Origin of the sequence: Bacteroides sp. MSK.18.37 (assembly GCF_019129155.2) — a bacterium.
Taxonomy (GTDB): Bacteria; Bacteroidota; Bacteroidia; order Bacteroidales; family Bacteroidaceae; genus Bacteroides; species Bacteroides ovatus.
Genome location: NZ_JAHOIB020000001.1, coordinates 230,496 through 248,139, shown reverse-complemented (window position 1 = coordinate 248,139; position 17,644 = coordinate 230,496). Strand labels below are relative to the sequence as shown.

Below are 17,644 nucleotides of genomic sequence, written 5' to 3'. Positions count from 1 at the left end.
GGTAAGAATGGATAGAATTGTTTTATCAGTAGAAAGACTAATGATATGAAAAATATGGAAGAGATAAAATCAACAGCTTTTTTGTATTTTCAAGGTAAAATTTCTCTTGAAGATGAAAAGGTCTTGTTTGATTTTATAAATGATAGTAATGAGAATATGAAACTGTTCCGTCAATGGGAAAGTGAATGGATAAGTGGATATATTAATGAATATGAGATGGCAGATAAATGGGCGAGACTACAAACGCGGATGAATACTTCTAGAATATCTTTATCTCATGACAGGAATAGAAAGTTGAATTCGGGATGGTTGTCGGTAGCAGCTTCTATCATGATTATAATATCATTGTCTGTTTACTTGTATGATAGATTTACCGGAAAAAGCAATGACTTATATTTTGTAAGTGAAGTACCTTCAGGTCAAAAGTCGAAGTTGGTTCTACCGGACGGAACTATGGTGTGGTTGAATGGTGGGTCAACTTTGAAATACCCGAATAATTTCTCTGATAAAAAGCGTAATGTTGTGTTGGATGGCGAGGGGTATTTTGAGGTTACATCCAGAAATGGTGTACCATTTACAGTTTCAACGTCGGCATACGATATAATAGTAAAGGGAACTAAATTTAATGTATGTGCGTACGATATTGATGCAACTTCCTTGACAAGTCTTATTGAAGGTAAGATTGAAATAGATTATAAAGATGAGTTGTATGAAGTATCACCTGGAGAAGGTGTATGTATAAATAAGAATAAAGGAACTGTTGAAAGTTTTAGGTCGGATGTTGATGATTCAAATGCCTGGATTGATGGCAGGATAGAATATGAAAAAATTACTTTAGCGGACTTTGCTGCGAAGCTTTCAAGAAAGTATGGTGTAGAGGTGTGTATTGAAAACAATGAAATAAAATGTCATACGTTCAGAATTTCTTTGAAAAATAATGAAACACTAGTGCAAGTTCTGGATGGTTTGCAATTAATTATACCGTTTGAGTATACTATTGATAAAGATAGAATAATAATTAAATAGCTAGAGATATGTAATATATTTTTCTAAATTCTAAAATTTAATCACTATGTTTAACCGAACATGTCTTTTAAGATTACTGTTAGGAGCATCCATAGGTTGTGCAACTCTTAGTATTGATGCGCAAACAGTAAGTAAGACCTTTACAAATCAGTCTTTTAAGACTGTTTTAAAGGAAATTGAAACTCAAACAGGAATGTCTGTCATTTACAAAACGGACGAAGTAAATGAAAGTAAGAAGGTGACAATTACCTTGACCAATGCTTCTGTTACAGATGCCTTGTCAAAAGTTCTGGATCCTAATCTCACCTGGGAGATTCGTGATAAGATGATTGTCATATCCAGAAAAAATCAGTCTTCGTCTGCAAAGAAAGTTACTGTAAAAGGAAAAATCCTTGATTCTCAAAACATGCCTGTTATAGGAGCTTCTGTAATAGAAAAAGGAACTTCTAACGGAACAATAACAGATTTTGATGGAAATTTTACTTTTACTGCATCAGAAAACTCTGTATTGCAGGTCTCTTATGTGGGCTACAAGTCTCAACAGTTTGCTGCAGTTGGAGGTAAAGAGTTGTCAATTGTACTTAAAGAAGATACAGAGGTTCTTGATGAAGTGGTTGTAATAGGATATGGTACTACAACTAAAAGAAAATTGACTGGCTCTGTTTCAAGCCTAAATGCAGAAAAACTCGAATCAACACCTTTCCCGAATGTTACACAAGCTCTTCAAGGTCAGGTTCCTGGTCTTATTGTAAATAGTTCTGGAGGAGCTTTGGGGGAAATGCCATCAATATCCATTCGTGGTGGAGAGACGCCATTGTTTGTAATCGATGGTGTTATTTCTGATGCTTTCGTATTTTCAACCTTAAATCCTGAAGATATCGAATCTATGTCGTTCTTGAAGGATGCTTCTGCTACTGCCGTTTATGGTTCTAAGGCAGGTAACGGTATTGTGCTTGTACAGACCAAGAAAGGTAAAACCGGAACTCCAAAAGTGAGGTATTCAATGAATCTGCAATTGAGTCAGCCTACTGTTTTGCCAGCTCCTCTTGATACTTATGAATTTGCAGAAATGGCTAATCAGGTATATCTCAATGAGGGAAGCGAACCATTCTGGACACCGGAACAGATGGCTTTGATTGGTAAAGATCCTGATTATCCCAACAACAATTGGCAGGATTTGGTACTGAAGAATTTGTCGCCGGAACAAAAACATACGTTATCTGTAGGCGGAGGAAGTGAGCATACCAATTATTATGTGTCTTTAGGATACATGGGACAGGAAGGTATATTAAAGTCTGACGCTTCTAATCTTGATAGAACTACTTTAAGAAGTAATGTAACTACAAAGTTTGAAAATATCGGTCTGGAAATAAATACAGCCCTTAATGGAAGTATTCAGAATACTAGAGAGCCTTATGATGGCAGTTGGTTCCAATTGTTATATAATACTAGACCATATGTACCTGGTTATAATCCGGATGGAACACTTGCTGCCGGCAATGAAAATCCTTTGGTTAGGTTTGACAAGGATTCCGGTTATATAAAGAAAAGAAAAAAATATCTGAATGGCCAGATATCTGCAACCTGGAAACCTAAATGGGTAGATGGCTTGTCTTTCTCAGGAATGGTAAACTATAATGATATAGATTATTTTGAAAAATCATGGAATGCTACGGCTAAGCAATACGAGCTTGACGGTTCTTTATATCAGTCAAGTGTAAAACCCTCTATGGATGTAAAATCCGGTTATAGCAGGATCTTTGATATGGAGTTTAAAGCTGCCTATCTTAAGACTTTCGGAAAACATACGTTAGATGCAACTTTTGTATATACCCAGCGAAAAGGTTTTTCTGAATTTGTTAGTGCAGGTAGAAAAAATTATATATCTACATCAATGGATCAGCTGTTTGCCGGATCTGTAGATGGACTGACAAATGATGGGTCGGCTGCTGAATCTGCCAGTATGGGTTATGTAGGTCGTCTTAAATATGACTATCTTTCAAAATATATTATTGAATTCAGTGGACGTTATGATGGTAATGACAATTTTCATCCTGACAAAAGATGGGGATTTTTCCCTGCTGTATCAGCAGTTTGGATGATTTCGGATGAAAACTTTATGCAGAAGCTTAATGATAAGAATATTCTAAACAGTCTAAAACTTAGAGCATCTTATGGAGAGACAGGTATCTCGGACGGCGTTACCCGATTTGGGTATATGGCATTGTATAATCAGGGTGCAATGAAGGAATATTATAATGCAGGTAATATATTGAATGTCACTTTCTCTGAAGGAAATCTTGTTAATCCGTTGGCTTTGACATGGTATACCAGAAAGTCATTTAATGTTGGCTTTGATTTTGCTTCCTTGAACAACAGACTTGAAGGTTCTTTAGACTATTTCTATTATAAAACGTCAGGATATCTGATGAGTCCTAATAATATTTATGCTACTACGTTAGGAAAACCACTTCCTGAAATTACTTCTGGCTCAAAGCATCGTCGTGCCGGTTTTGAACTGAACTTAAGATATAAGGAAAAACGTGGAAACTGGTACTATGAAATCGGTGGAAACATCTCCTATTACAACCAGTTATGGGAACAGCTGGATTCTGAAGACCTGGCTACATTGAAGAATCCTTATACAAGGCAGACTCATGAAAAGGATTACTTTTATTCGATGTATTTAAGTGACGGATTGTTCCAGAATAAGGAGCAGATATTGAATTCTCCTAGACCATTGCCTTCTACAGAAACTTCAATGGGTGACATAAAATATATTGATGCAAATGGGGACGGTAAAATAGACTCAAATGATATGCGTAGGGTAGGACAACCTTCTATGCCTCATTTGAATTATGGTTTTGATTTTAGAGTAGAATATAAAGGATGGTCGCTTTCAGCTTTATTCCAGGGAACAGGTGACAGATATATAGCAATGGGACAACAGATGCAACGTGGTGATTATGCAAGTGTTATTACAAAGTTCCAGGCTGATTATTGGACGCCTGAAAATACGGATGCAAGATTCCCCCGAGTAACAAAAGCTGGTTACCCGAATGGTGAAAACAATGCTCTTGTTACTGATTTCTTTAATATGAATGCCAAATATTTCCGATTGAAGAATTTACAGATAAGCTATAATTTAAAACGTGATTTGCTTAAGAACTGTAATTTTATTCAAGGTTGTAGGATTACATTGAGCGGAACTAATTTATTTACAGTATCAGACGTTCTGGATTTCACTGATCCTGAAGCGAAGATGATAGAGCCAGATAAGATTGAGAAAAATCTTCGTTCTATATCTGGTGCTTCATATCCTGTCTTCAGGACATACTCTTTAGGACTAAATGTTGAATTTTAAAAATTAAAGATATGAATAAGTTTAAGATATTAATATCGGGTTTTGCTATTGTTATGGCAATGTCTTCTTGTGATGATTTATTGAATACAAAACCCCTTGATAGTTATTCAGATGATTTGATTTGGAGTGATTATAAACTTGTTGAGGGTGTTATAAACAATGCATATAAAGATATAGTTAAAGAATATATTTACACTCCTTTGGAGTTGGATGCTTATTATGGTGCTGCTAATGATGATTATTCTGATAATATTATAATCTCAACTAATAATGTGGTGACTATAATAAAGGATCAGATGACTCCGGATAAGGATTATCGTTGGTCTACTGCCTTTCCTCTTATCAGGCAGGCTAATCTGATTATAGAGAATGTCGGTAAATCTGACTTTCCTGATAATATAAAGAAAGAAATGATAGCAGAAGGAAAAATGCTTAGGGCTATGATATATTTCAATAAAGCTCGGTTATTTGGAAAGTTTGTTTTAATTGATAAGGTTCTTACACCAGAAGACGAACTGCAATTAGGGAGAAGTAAGACCATAAAGGAAACTTATGATTTTATACTTAAAGACTTGAAGGATGCTGCTTCCGGCTTGCCTGAGAATGCAGAGAATGGATACTTTACCAAAGGTGCAGCGCTGGCACTAAAAGCTGAGGTCGCTCTTCATGGAGCTTCTTATATTGAAACAGGAAAAGAAGACTATTACAAGGAAGTTAAAACCAGCAGCGAGGAGTTGTTCAAATTAGGTTATTCATTGGATAGTGACTATAAAAAGATGTTCAATGATTATGATTATGCTTCAAATTCTAAGGAAATTATCTTTGCTTTGTGGAGAAATAAATCAGTTACACAATATAAGGATACTCCAATGCAACAATTTACACCAAATGCAGAGACTAATGTGTTGCATGACTTTGCATGGCCTAAGCTTAAACAGAATTTTTTGGGTTGGGGAAACAGGTGGCCTTCACAGGATTTGGTTGATGAATATGAGGTAATAGACCGTGACGGTAAGGCCAAGAAGTGGAATGAGACTTCGTATTATGAGGATTATATTAATAATCCGGGCACATATTGGGTTTCAGATCATTTATATAAACATCGTGACCAACGTTTTTATGCATCAATAGCTTATGATTCTACTTATATTTATGAAAATTTGGTTGTAACAAGAATTACAGGTAATATGCATAGAAAATCCTTAAATAAGGCTTCAAAGCTTTCTACCAGAACCGGGTATTTTGTAAGAAAGACCTTATATGAGAAGGAGCCTATATTCGCTCAAAACTATACTGACTATCATCATGTAATTTTGAGATTAGGAAGGTCTTATTTGAATTATGCAGAAGCGTGCCTAAGGTTGAATGAAAAAGATAAGGCTATTGAGTATATTAATAAGACCCGTACTTTACACGGAGGTCTTCCAGCTCATACAGCTGCTGCTATGACTCTTGATGATGCCTGGAAGGCATATAAATCTGAAAGAAGAGTTGAACTCTTTTTTGAAGGTGACAGATATTGGTCTTTGATTCGCTGGGGTAAAGCTGATGGTTTGGAAGTTATTCCTGAATTGAATCATGCATTCCAAACATTGGAAATTGCTGCTGATGGGCATTCGTATGAGATGATTGATGTACCAGATGTACATGGACTGAATTCTCGTGCTTTTTCAGCTAAGAGATATTTGTTCCCTATTCCTAAGAAAGAAATGGAACTAAACAAGAATCTTGCAAATGATCAAAATCCTGGTTGGAACTAATTAAAATTGTAGATTATGAAAAAAATATATAATGTATTGCTTTCCTTATTTCTGATGACAATGATTTCTTCATGTCTGAAGGCGGGTTTAGAAGAGCTTCCTGCATATGAGGATGCTGATATTACTAATTTCAAGTTTGAATATCGTTGGTTTGATGATGCCAAGAACAGAATGTGTGTAGAACAAATGACTGTTAAGACCATAATAGATAAAGAGAATCTTATTGTAACTTGTGATATTACAGTTCCAAAGGCTGATGATGATTTTCCTAAAGAAATTAGGGACGGTGTCTCTTTATCAAATTTGGTAGGTTACTGTGATATATCTACTGCTGCAGTTATAGCGCCAGTTGGTGATTCTCCTAAACTAGGAGAGATACAGGATTTTAGTACACAGAATGAAATGAGTTATAAAGTTACAGCGGCAAATGGTGATAGTAAAACTTGGACTCTGAAAATAGATTCATTCAATAAATAATAATCTATACCCGTTGGCGGAATTAAATTGATAAAATAAATATGTATAAAAGGTTGTACATATCGCTGGTTATTAGTAAATTAGAAGTGACCAAACTATTAATTTACAATAAAGCTATGCACAACCTATATGCAATATTCGCAAAATTCCTGAACATATGCAAGCAAGTTGCAGGTAATTTAGTAAATGAATCAGGTAATATTCCCAGAAGAGGTGTTGTTCCACGATTCTCCGATCTTGAAGTAATTGCATTAAATATGACTTCAGAAGCAATGGGAATTGACAGTGAATCCTTGCTGTTTTCTAAATTGCAGGATTATAGAAAGGAAATTCCCAATCTCATCTCGCGCAGACAATACAATGACAGGCGTAAGATAACCTCATCTCTTTGTAATGCAATCAGGGAAAGGCTTGTTAAGGATATAGACGGTGGTGAAGACTATTTCTGTATTGATTCAAAACCTATAGAGGTCTGTCGTTTTGCACGTGCAAAACGCTGTAGTATGGGAAAGAATAATTTTGAGAAAGCGCCGTCAATCGGATACTGTGCCTCACAAGGAATATATTATTACGGATATAAGCTGCATGCAGTCTGTGGTTTAAGTGGAGTAATCCATTCTTTTGATCTTACCAAGGCAAGTGTACCTGACATTCATTATTTGAATGATGTCAAGGTGGAATATTGCAACAGTACTTTTATAGGTGACAAAGGGTATTTAAGTGCCAGTGTACAATTGGATTTGTTTGAAACAGCAAATATCAGGCTGGAAGTTCCATACAGAGCTAACCAGAAAGATTGGAAACCTGTATTCCCCGGGTTTGCCAAAGCAAGAAAAAGAATTGAAACCCTATTCTCACAGCTATGTGACCAGTTTATGATTATAAGAAATTACGCCAAAGATACAGATGGATTGTTTGCCCGAATTATAGGGAAGATTAGCGCACTTACAATCCTACAATACATCAACTATAAAAACAACAAACCCATTGGCAAAGTTAAATATGCGCTGATTTAATTCCGCCAACGGGTTAATCTATATATTATTTTATGTGTAATGTATGAGGGTGTGTCAAAATGATACATCCTCTTTTTGTTATCACAAAGCCTCGACTTTCCCAAGCCGAGGCTTTGATATATCCTAAAAAATAAGTATCTTTAGGAATGACATTTAAAGCCCTTATGTGGTGTCTGCTGTGGAAAGTTTGTTTTACCATAGGATTATGGTTAGGTTTTCTTAGCCATATCAGACGATATCAGTAATACAAAAAGAGAGGCGTGTTACCGCCTCCCCAAGTAGCATTACTGCGTACCGTCAGGATGTTTATTGCTGGTAGGTTGCTCCTCAGCAGAGCCTACTTCCTATTAACATCCTGATACAAAGATATAAAACTAAAGTTAATTATTAATGAATTATCCAACTTTGTTTGGATTTTAAATGGAAGTATTATGAGTGTAAAGAATAAATCTTTTTTAGTTTCTGATAATGATGTGTTTCTGGATGTTAACCTTACTGTCAGTGAGAGTAAACGTCTTATAGCAAAAGGAATAATCAATATGCCTTTAGTAAAAGATAAATTACAAAAAGGTATGATTATAATAACAAAAGGTTCTACTAATTCATATATTGCAGAGGAGTTGATGAAGAAAACAATAGAACATGGCAGTTTCCTTCTTGGACATTTTATTCCTGCAGGAAAAGAAGCACTAAATATTAAGAAGAACCATATTAAAGAAATAGTATTTGAGAATGGAAAACTTATTGATATAAGTTATTCTGAAGCTCTAAGGTTATTGAAACCCGGAGATTTGGTGTTAAAGGGTGGTAATCTTTTAAATTATTCTAGAAAACAGGCTGCTGTCTGTATAGGTGCATATGATGGCGGTACAACTCATAAGTTTCTGCCATATGTAGGTGAGAATAAAGCCAAATTGGTAATTCCTATCGGTCTTGAGAAAGAAACCTCTCTAAACTTGGAAGATTCTGAAAATGTTTTAAATGCTAATAATGAAAGATTAGGTTCTATACCTAAACTTTATTTATTTAAAACCGGAATGATTTTTACAGAGATAGAGGCTATTCAACAGTATGCAAATGTAAAGGTCTTTTTATACGGCCTTGGTGGATTGTCTGGAAGAGAAGGAGGTATATCATTTATTGTTGTAGGGACAAAGGAAGAAATAATAAAAGTGAAATCATTTATTCAAACTATTAAAGGTGAACCTCCTTTTTAGATTAAAACTTCATGGAGTGATAAAATCTATGTGTCTAGTATTTCAGAAAGGGGGAAATGGGATGCCAATGTCATCTTTCAGAACTGACAGATAGCCATTAAAAAAAGTGTCATGATTTAATGATTCATGACACTCTTATTATGGTCAGCTTAGAAACTGATTGTGGTATCTTTTATTCCCTTTGATGATAGATTAATGACGGTTTTTTCGTTTTTGCCGTTTGACTGCACAGTGACAAGCAATGTACCGTTTTGTGCCTTTCGACGGTCTGTCTTGAAATTTCCTGTATAATACAAATTAGGCGAGTCTATACCAATAAGTTTTGCTCCACCCGTTACGGAAACGATGATCTCATTTTCAGCCTCTGGGACAGTCCTGCCTTTATCGTCTGTTAGCCTTATCTCTATTATATTAATATCTTTTCCGTCTCTTGACATTTCTTTCCATACCGGATTGGCCTGAATCTTAGAAACAGATCCTGTTGTTTCAAGTTTGCATGTACCGACTTTCTTTCCGTTGCGGTAGCCTATAGCTTCAAGTTTGCCGGGTTTGTATGAGACCTCAAACTCTGCATAATAAGTGTCCTTTCCTGTTTCCTTTCTTCCTAAAGACTTGCCGTTTAGCTTGAGTTCTATTTCATCACAGTTGTTGTATACTGTGGCAAAAGTTTTCTCGCCTTCTCTTTTATTCCAGCTAAACAACCTTTCTTTGCTTAATACGACACGTTCGCCAGCCTGTCCGTATGTAGTGTATTCCATAGGTCCTGATGCTGAGACATCGCAAGAAGTGATGAAAATCCTTGGTTCTTCAGTCCAACAAGCTTCGTACAGAGCTCCTTCGTATTTCTTGTTTAATGTAAGATCCAGTAGTGATGAGTTCCATCCTCTTCTTCCAAGTTCTTTGGTTTCTCCTAGGTAATCTATACCTGTCCAGATGAATCCTCCTATTACGTAAGGGTTGTCTCTCATTGCTATATGGTAGCAGAGTTCTTTGTTGACTTCACTTCCAAAGCACAGTTTCTCAGGGTATTTTTCGTGCATGGGTCTGTACATGTCCTTGCTGCCAAAATCGCGTTCTATGTAATTGAATCCCATAATAGGCAATTGTTCTGTTACTCCATTCTTATCTGTAAGTTTACAATTGTTGTCGCCTACACATGATGGTCTGGTTGGGTCTAATTCCTTGCATAAAGCCAACATTGGTGCTATCGTTTCTCCTGCGTGTTTATAGTGCCTGTAATCTGGAATCTCATTTCCTACTCCCCAGATTATTACTGATGGATGATTTCTGTCTCTTTTTATCATATCTGCCAAATCGGTACGCCACCATTCGTTGTAGAGATGGTTGTAACCGTTCATGGCTTTACCGGTAGGATTTTCTGTCCAGTTTACGTTCCATCCGGTAGTCCATTCGTCGAAAGCTTCGTCCATTACATAAAATCCCATACTGTCGCATACTTCATAGAAGGCTGGTTCGAAAGGGTTATGTGATGTCCTTAAAGCATTACATCCCATTTCTTTTAATTTACTCAGACGATATATCCAGACTTTTCTGGGTACTGCAGCACCAAGACTGCCAGCCTCATGATGGAGACAAACACCTTTCAACTTTGTTTCAACACCATTGACAAAGAGTCCTGCTCCGGGTACGAAATCGATTTTTCGGATACCTATCTCCGTAACTGCATCGTCCAAAAGTTTGCCATTGTATTCTATCTCACTTTTTACAGTATAGAGATATGGTGTTTTGTCGCTCCACAGATTTGGATTATTGAAAGTAACGGTTTGTGTCGCTTTATAGTTCGTTTCGTAGTTTTCGATGACATGATTGTTTTCTGTTCTTGCCACTTCTTTTCCTTTATGGTCGTAAATTATAGTACGGATAATACAGTCATGTTTTCTTGGAGCATTCTTCCATTTGTTCTCTTCACGCAGCCATCTGTTTTTCTTAAATAGTTTTATTTCATTCTTATCGAAGAATGTGCCCATGATTTCATAATTCGCTTTTATTGTGGCTGTATGTTTTTCTGCTATAGGAGTGGTAATATAGATACCTCCATTATGGCGGAAATGAACATAGTTTGTTTTTATCAGATGAACGTTTCTGTATATTCCTGACCCGTGATACCATCTGTCTGCTCCGGGATTACTGTTATCAACCCTTACAGCTATTACGTTTTCTCCTCCAAACTTGAGTTTATCAGTAAGGTCATATCTGAATGTTGAGTATCCGTATGGTCGTCTTCCAAGGTAGCAGCCATTAATCCACACTTCGGAATTCATAAATACACCGTCGAACTGAATTACAAACTGTTTGTTTAAATCTTCTTTGGCGACAGTGAAGGTTTTTCTGTACCATCCTAATCCCTCGGGGAAGAAACCGTTGTTTTTTCCGGCAGGGAAATCCGGTGTATAGTCTCCCTCAATGCTCCAGTCGTGTGGCAGATTAAGAGTTCTCCATTGTGAGTCATCATAGTTGATTTCTCTTCTTTCAGGGCTGTCTCCTAATAAGAATTTCCATCCCATGTTGAAATCTTCTGTAACTCTTATTTTAGTTTCTGTAGAGGGGGCTGCTTTTAACAGTGCCCCCATGAGAATTAATGTCAAGGAAAGTAGTAGTTTCATATTCATTTTGTAAATTTATTATTATAATTTTTCTCCGGCTCCCTGAAGTGAAGCATCGTGATTCCACATTATGTACCAAGGATCTTTAGTCTTCAACTGCCACTCTTTCAGCTCTTTTTTCATTTGTTCGAGTATGTCTGTATAGTCTTTTTTCAAAGCCAGATTGTTTATTTCATCAGGGTCTTCTTTAAGATTATAAAGCTCGAATTCTGGTCTGTGAAGATAGGAGTCAGTAGTGCGTTTACCGAAGTGTGTCAAATTGTTTCTGTAAATGCTTTGCCATGTTGACGAAATCCATAAATCAGATGCAAACGGATATTCCAACGAATGAGCTATGTTCCATATTATTTTATAGTCACCTTTTCTCATTACCCTCATTGGATAATACATTGTGATTTCATGGAATGTATGTGAAGCGAAAATCCTGTTCCATCCTTCGTGAGATTCACTCTCTATAACCGGTAGGAAGGAGCGTCCCATGAATCCTTCATCTTTGGTGTTTATACCTGCCATGTCGAGTATGGTAGGGGTCATGTCGACCCATGAAATCATTGCACCATTTGTAATTCCTTTTGACTTAATGAATGGTGAGCTAATGATACAAGGTAACTTTAGCCCTGGCTCATACACAGTAGTTTTTGCTCCAGGGAAAGCCATGCCATTATCTGAAATATATATAATTATAGTATTGTCAGCTTTTCCTGATTCTTTCAGATATGAGAGAAGTTTACCCATTCCCTGGTCAACTCTGGAAACTGATTGATAATATTGTGCAATTTCTTCTCTCGTTTCTTTGTTGTCAGGGAGGAATGAAGGAACAATGACACTGTCCGGCGAATATACTATATTGGAACATCCTTTGTATCCGTCTTTTCTGTTACCGAATGGATTGGGCGAACTCCAGTCGTCTACTTTTTCTGTAAATCCGCTACGGTGTGGGTCGTCAGTACAGAAATAGAGGAAAAACGGTTTTTCAGAATTGAAGATCTCTTTACAGTTTTCAGCCATTTCTACAGTATTTCTTGGATTGCCTGTATATACTTTATCGAAATGATATACGGATTCAGGGGCTACATGATATTTGCCTATTCTACCTGTAAAATACCCATTCTCTGAAAGGATTACAGGAAGGGAACGCACATCCTTAAAAGTACTGAAATGATGGTAGTCGTGTGTATGGCCGTATGCTCCGATGGCATGTCCGTATTTACCTGTTAGCAGGACGGAACGGCTTGCTGCTGAACTTGCACTAGTGCAATATGCCTGAGTGAACCTTACTCCATTAGCGGCAAGCGAGTCCATATTAGGAGTTTTGATAATGTTGTTTCCGTAGCATCCCAATGCATCCATACCATGGTCGTCTGTCACAAACAGTATGATATTAGGGCGTTTTGAGGAGGTGTTTTCTTTAATTTTTCCGGTGCTGTCACTGCATCCGTAAAGTGTGGGTATGAATGTCAGTGCATAACCTAAGTTAATTATATTATTGTTCATGACATATTATTTTAGTATATATCCTTGTTTTTTGTTAAGTCCCGTGCCTTTAAACTCTTGAAGTTGTTTCATCAGCTCTCTTTGCATCTTTTGTGCTATTGCTTTCTTGTCTGCATCATTATAGCAGTTCTTAAGTTCAAACGGATCTTCTTTCATGTCGATTAGCCATGGCGATTCTTTTTTGTCTATTACCAGTTTGTATCTGCCGTCTGTTGCAGCAGCCCACCAGCCTTCGCATTGTGCAAAATGTACTATTCTGTTGCCATTTACAATTTTATCTTTGTTTGTGAAGTCGGCAGAAGTATCCTTACCATGGAATTTTACGTCAGTTTTTATACCCATAAGTGAAAGTATGGTAGGAGCAAAGTCTGTATTCACATATGCTTTGTTTATGACTTTTCCCGCCTTGATTTTTCCAGGGTATCTTATTACAAACGGTATGCGAGACGAGGCTTCGTATGGAACTCCTTTGTTCCTTCTTTTATGTTCAAAGAACATATCTCCGTGGTCGGATGTAAATACCACTATTGTATTGTCCAGTAAGCCGTTGTCTTCAAGGAATTTAAGAATCCTGCCTACACTGTCGTCTATGTGTTTTACCATACCAAAATACTGTTTCAGGGCCTTTGTATCGAATGTCTTTGCCTCGTTCTTGTCTTTTTCGCTGCCTTTTCCCCAGCTTGGTCTTTGTGATGCATATTCAGGTTTCATCGTAAACGGCATTTCCGGCTTCAGATTTTTGTACATATCGTGATATGGTGGGCGTGCATAGTCCGGTGTATGCGGATCCGGAATGGACAGCATGAGGCAGAATGGTTTGTTTTTGTCTCTTTCCAGTATATCGAGTGCCTTGTCGGTAAAGAAGTCTGTAAGATGGATTGTTTCATTCGCAGGAAGTTTTGCGGCAGCTTTATCCCCGATACCTGCCACTACTTTACCGTTTTTTATATGAAAGTAAGGAGCGTGTCCTCCTGTCATCATGTATGTATTGTCTTGGAATCCTCCATTATATTTTATGCCGAACGTGTATTTATTCTCATCTCCTGCAAGATGCCATTTGCCTACATACGATGTGACATAGCCATTTTCGCTTAATATGGATGCAAATGTAGGTATTTTATCACTTAGGAACATTCCGTTCTTGGGTGCTCCTGTGGCTTGGGGGTAGAGGCCTGTGATCATTGAAGCTCTTGAAGGTGTCGACACCGGCGAACTACAGTAATATTTCATACATATAGCTCCTTCATTAGCTATTCTGTCTATGTTGGGGGTTGTTGAATTGCATCCTTTTCCCCAAACAAAAGCTTCTTGTTCAGGCATAAGGTTCTGATAACAGCTTAAGGTTCTGAAACTGTGCTCGTCTGTATGGATTATGACCAGGTTTGGTTTTTCGGCAGCTGATATTCCTGTAATTGGTGCGCAGCCTGTTAACACCATTAATGTAAATTTATTCATCGCTTGTTATTGTAAAATTGTTATTTGATCAATACTTGGTGTAGCATCATTGCTTACACTTTTTAAGGTTATATTGTTTGCTCCGGAATATATGGTTATAGGAACTGACATTTCACGCCAGTGGAAACCAACACTTCCTGTATCGGTAAATTTAATTCTTTCCAACAGCTTGTCGTTATTATACAGCTCCATATATGAATATGTGCTGCTACTTTTCTGTGAGTATCTTATAGAAATTTTGGCATTGAATTTTCCACCATCATTTTCCTGATACCATGTGATAGAACCTTTACCTGCTTTCGGTATAACAAATCCGTCGCCGAAATACCCTTCGCCATCTTTTTTAGTTTTGACACAGTTAGTGAGACTGGCTGTTTCAGCCTGTTCTCCATTGAACTCGCATGCCGGTTCTCCTGGCTTTCCCCAATATAAGCCTTCGTTTGGACCAAAACTTTCCTGCATGTAAATTTCATCTTTACCATTTATATATATAACAGCTTTAACTGTAGCCGCCTCTTTTAGCGAAAATGGGGCATTGTATTTTTTACAATTCTTGTCAGGTTTCCTACCATCTGTAGTATAATATATCTCAACATTATCTTGGGGACTCTTTCCTCTTAATGAGATGCTTTCATATAAAATTGAAACTTTGTCTGAAGCCCATAATTTCTTATCGCCTGATATACATCCAAGATATAATGTAACGGGCGAATTTTCATTATAACCTGTAGACTGGATGAAAATCCTGTTAAGTCCAAAGAAACATCTTTTTGATTTTGCAATGAAGTTTGTTTCTGTATCAACAGGGTTACCGCTTTCAAATGATAGGATTCTTGCATCACCTTTTATATTGGCATGTATTCTGTTTTCTCCATACGGGTATAATATTCCGTTGTTGTCTTTTTGACTTATGGATATAATGCTGATATCTTGACAGTCTGCTTTCAGATTCTTGTTTTCGATGTCAATATCAATTTTAGCAGGTGTGCCCGCTGTGGCTTGCGATGTCCTGGCTATTTCTTTTCCCTTTCTGTATGCTATTGCTTCAATCTTTCCTGGTGTCCATGGGACTCTGAATTCACATTGCATTTCATTCCATTTTTCCCCTTTTTTTATTTTCCCAAGAGAATTCCCATTGAGTAAAAGTTCAACTTCATCGCCTGTTGTATACACCCATACAGGTATTTCTGTTCCTTCTTTCATTTTAGGATGTGTCCAATGTGGCAGAATATGAACCATATCCTTTGTTGTCCATTCACTTTGGTAGAGAAAGTACAAGTCTTTTGGAAAACCTGCCAAATCAAGTGCACCAGATTGGAAAGCTCTGAACGGCCATCCTCCATGTACATATCCTGCTTCGCCAAGGTAATCAAAACCAGTCCATCTAAAACTTCCGGAGAACCAGTCTTTGTCTCTTAACGATTCTATGATATGTCTGGCTGTAACTCGCACGGTGGCATTATCATACGAAGAGTTGAATATCTGTTTTGCACTCTTTCTTCTGTCTGGTGATGTCCAGTCATATGAGAAAATCTCTTTATCCGTAAGGTTGGGTATGAACATCGGATCTTGTTTCTTATTGGGGTACTTGTCTCTATACCACGTCTGTGTTCTATAATATCCTCTAACTTGCCATGTATGAGGGTTTTCTGTTCCTATGAATGCTCTATTTCCCGGCTTATATGTTTCAAGAAAAGTTTTCTTTTCGCTCCATCCGTTCACGCCATATACATCCATATCTTCAGAGTTTGAGTCTCCTGAAGTGACTAATCTCGTATGATCTTCCTCATGGCATATTTTTACCATCTTTTTGGCAACATCGCCTTTGGTTTCATTCCCTATACTATATAGGAACACTGAGGGATGATTCCTGTCCCTTCTAATGAAATCTCTTAAGTCTCTCTCATACCAATTGTCGAAAGCCTGGAATCCATAGTCAAAGTCTGCTTTTTTGTGCCATCCGTCGAATATTTCGTCCATGACGAACATTCCAAGCTCATCGCAAACTTTATAGAAAATAGGCAGATGAGGGTTGTGAGCCGTTCTGATGGCATTACATCCCATATCTTTAAGAAGTTTAACTTTCCATCTGATGAGTTGTTCTGTTGTAATGGCTCCAGTAGGACCTCCTTCCATATGTTCGCATACGCCTCTAAGTTTATACTGTTTTCCGTTCAGTATAAATCCTTTATTGGGACTCCATTCTATATATCTGAATCCGAAATCGATACTTTTCGTTTCGATTATATTGTTATTTCTGTCGGTAAGTGTTATTCTTGATGTATATAGGTTAGGATTTTCAGGAGACCACAACTCGGTCTTTTTGATTTTTAGGTTGAAGTTGATTTCTGCATTGTTGTTGTTAGTGGAAAACTCTAATGTTTCCGATTGTGCTTTGCATTTACCTGCTTTGTCAAAAATTTCCAGTTTGGCTAAATAGTTGGCAGATTTTTCGGCTGAAATAACTTTTGCGTTTACACAGACTTTGTCTTTCGAGGGGGTAGTGATAAAAATTCCATCTTTTTCAAAGAAAGCATTTTTGTGGCTTCTTAATGATACATTTCCATATATTCCGCAGCCATGATACCAGCGGGCGCTGGGTTCCATACTATTGTCTACTCTTACTGAGATGATATTTCTGCCTTCCACAAGGTATTTCTTTATATCGAATGAGAACGGAATGTATCCGTATGGTCTTTCTCCTGCAAAGTTACCGTTTATCCATACCTGATTGTTCATGTATGAAGCCTCGAAGTCTATGAAAATAAAATCATCTGACAGGTCTTTTTCAGTCAGATATATCTCTTTGCGATACCATCCTATACCGCCTCCAAGGTAGCCACCCTTGTCTTTCTGTGAGGCATTTGCTGAATATCCGTTCTCAAAAGCCCAGTCGTGAGGTATGCGGATGTCTTTCCATTCTGAGTCATCAAAATCTACATATTTTGCTTCTGGTATGTCACCGTAAAAGAATTTCCAGTTATTGTTCAAGTTTTTTATATTTGCTGAGATATTCGCTATGTTTAATAACAGTAAAAGTGTTAAGATAAATGTATTTCTCATATAGGGTATAGGATTAGATTGTTTATTGAGTTTTACAATATTTATAGCATAGGGAACATCTGTCTGCTTAGTTTTTACCTATGATAGTAACAGATGTTTCCTATATTTAATGCTATAGAAGTAGTAAAAGGTTCCAGTATCTTTTTAT

10 protein-coding genes are annotated in these 17,644 nt (G+C 37.1%); 6 read left to right on the top strand and 4 right to left on the bottom strand.

The window, feature by feature from the left end:
* The first annotated feature begins 45 nt into the window (after window positions 1–45).
* The 6 genes from KSX81_RS00950 (at window position 46) to KSX81_RS00925 (ending at window position 8,860) form a co-directional block, all read left to right on the top strand.
* Entirely contained in the window at window positions 46–1,026 is a 981-nt protein-coding gene (locus tag KSX81_RS00950; protein WP_072066923.1) for a FecR family protein, read from the top strand.
* 46 nt (window positions 1,027–1,072) lie between these two features.
* Window positions 1,073–4,390, top strand: a complete 3,318-nt coding sequence (locus tag KSX81_RS00945; RefSeq protein ID WP_081084229.1) for a TonB-dependent receptor — start codon at window positions 1,073–1,075, stop codon at window positions 4,388–4,390.
* Between the two features lie 11 nt (window positions 4,391–4,401).
* Window positions 4,402–6,150: a RagB/SusD family nutrient uptake outer membrane protein gene (locus tag KSX81_RS00940; protein ID WP_060451317.1), complete on the top strand. Its 1,749-nt coding sequence runs from the start codon at window positions 4,402–4,404 to the stop codon at window positions 6,148–6,150.
* Window positions 6,151–6,165: 15 nt separating this feature from the next.
* Window positions 6,166–6,627 (top strand): DUF5018-related domain-containing protein, encoded by a 462-nt coding sequence (locus tag KSX81_RS00935; protein WP_060451316.1) that lies wholly within the window; start codon window positions 6,166–6,168, stop codon window positions 6,625–6,627.
* Between the two features lie 41 nt (window positions 6,628–6,668).
* Window positions 6,669–7,643 carry an IS982 family transposase gene (locus KSX81_RS00930; protein WP_060451315.1) on the top strand — a complete coding sequence of 325 codons (975 nt, stop codon included), beginning with the start codon at window positions 6,669–6,671 and terminating at the stop codon, window positions 7,641–7,643.
* A 431-nt stretch (window positions 7,644–8,074) separates the two neighbouring features.
* Complete coding sequence (locus KSX81_RS00925) at window positions 8,075–8,860, top strand: hypothetical protein (protein ID WP_060451314.1); 786 nt, start codon at window positions 8,075–8,077, stop codon at window positions 8,858–8,860.
* A gap of 149 nt (window positions 8,861–9,009) precedes the next feature.
* On the opposite strand, the gene KSX81_RS00920 is transcribed toward KSX81_RS00925, so the two are convergent.
* From KSX81_RS00920 to KSX81_RS00905, 4 genes are read right to left on the bottom strand one after another with little or no spacing between them, the layout of a single operon-like run.
* Window positions 9,010–11,490: a glycoside hydrolase family 2 protein gene (locus KSX81_RS00920; RefSeq protein ID WP_195590909.1), complete on the bottom strand. Its 2,481-nt coding sequence runs from the start codon at window positions 11,488–11,490 to the stop codon at window positions 9,010–9,012.
* A 15-nt stretch (window positions 11,491–11,505) separates the two neighbouring features.
* A complete protein-coding gene (locus tag KSX81_RS00915; RefSeq protein WP_060451208.1) occupies window positions 11,506–12,978 on the bottom strand; it encodes a sulfatase in 1,473 nt (490 codons plus the stop codon).
* Window positions 12,979–12,984: 6 nt separating this feature from the next.
* Window positions 12,985–14,433 (bottom strand): sulfatase, encoded by a 1,449-nt coding sequence (locus KSX81_RS00910; protein WP_081084211.1) that lies wholly within the window; start codon window positions 14,431–14,433, stop codon window positions 12,985–12,987.
* Between the two features lie 6 nt (window positions 14,434–14,439).
* On the bottom strand, window positions 14,440–17,496 hold the full coding sequence (locus tag KSX81_RS00905; RefSeq protein ID WP_060451210.1) for a glycoside hydrolase family 2 TIM barrel-domain containing protein: 3,057 nt from the start codon (window positions 17,494–17,496) through the stop codon (window positions 14,440–14,442).
* Window positions 17,497–17,644: the final 148 nt, after the last annotated feature.

What these genes read in the sequence shown, in the direction of transcription:
- KSX81_RS00925 (WP_060451314.1), top strand. Translation starts at nt 8,075, where the DNA reads ATGAGTGTAAAGAATAAATCTTTTTTAGTTTCTGATAATGATGTGTTT.
- KSX81_RS00930 (WP_060451315.1), top strand. Translation starts at nt 6,669, where the DNA reads ATGTATAAAAGGTTGTACATATCGCTGGTTATTAGTAAATTAGAAGTG.
- KSX81_RS00940 (WP_060451317.1), top strand. Translation starts at nt 4,402, where the DNA reads ATGAATAAGTTTAAGATATTAATATCGGGTTTTGCTATTGTTATGGCA.
- KSX81_RS00950 (WP_072066923.1), top strand. Translation starts at nt 46, where the DNA reads ATGAAAAATATGGAAGAGATAAAATCAACAGCTTTTTTGTATTTTCAA.
- KSX81_RS00920 (WP_195590909.1), bottom strand. Translation starts at nt 11,490, where the DNA reads ATGAATATGAAACTACTACTTTCCTTGACATTAATTCTCATGGGGGCA.
- KSX81_RS00935 (WP_060451316.1), top strand. Translation starts at nt 6,166, where the DNA reads ATGAAAAAAATATATAATGTATTGCTTTCCTTATTTCTGATGACAATG.
- KSX81_RS00915 (WP_060451208.1), bottom strand. Translation starts at nt 12,978, where the DNA reads ATGAACAATAATATAATTAACTTAGGTTATGCACTGACATTCATACCC.
- KSX81_RS00945 (WP_081084229.1), top strand. Translation starts at nt 1,073, where the DNA reads ATGTTTAACCGAACATGTCTTTTAAGATTACTGTTAGGAGCATCCATA.
- KSX81_RS00910 (WP_081084211.1), bottom strand. Translation starts at nt 14,433, where the DNA reads ATGAATAAATTTACATTAATGGTGTTAACAGGCTGCGCACCAATTACA.
- KSX81_RS00905 (WP_060451210.1), bottom strand. Translation starts at nt 17,496, where the DNA reads ATGAGAAATACATTTATCTTAACACTTTTACTGTTATTAAACATAGCG.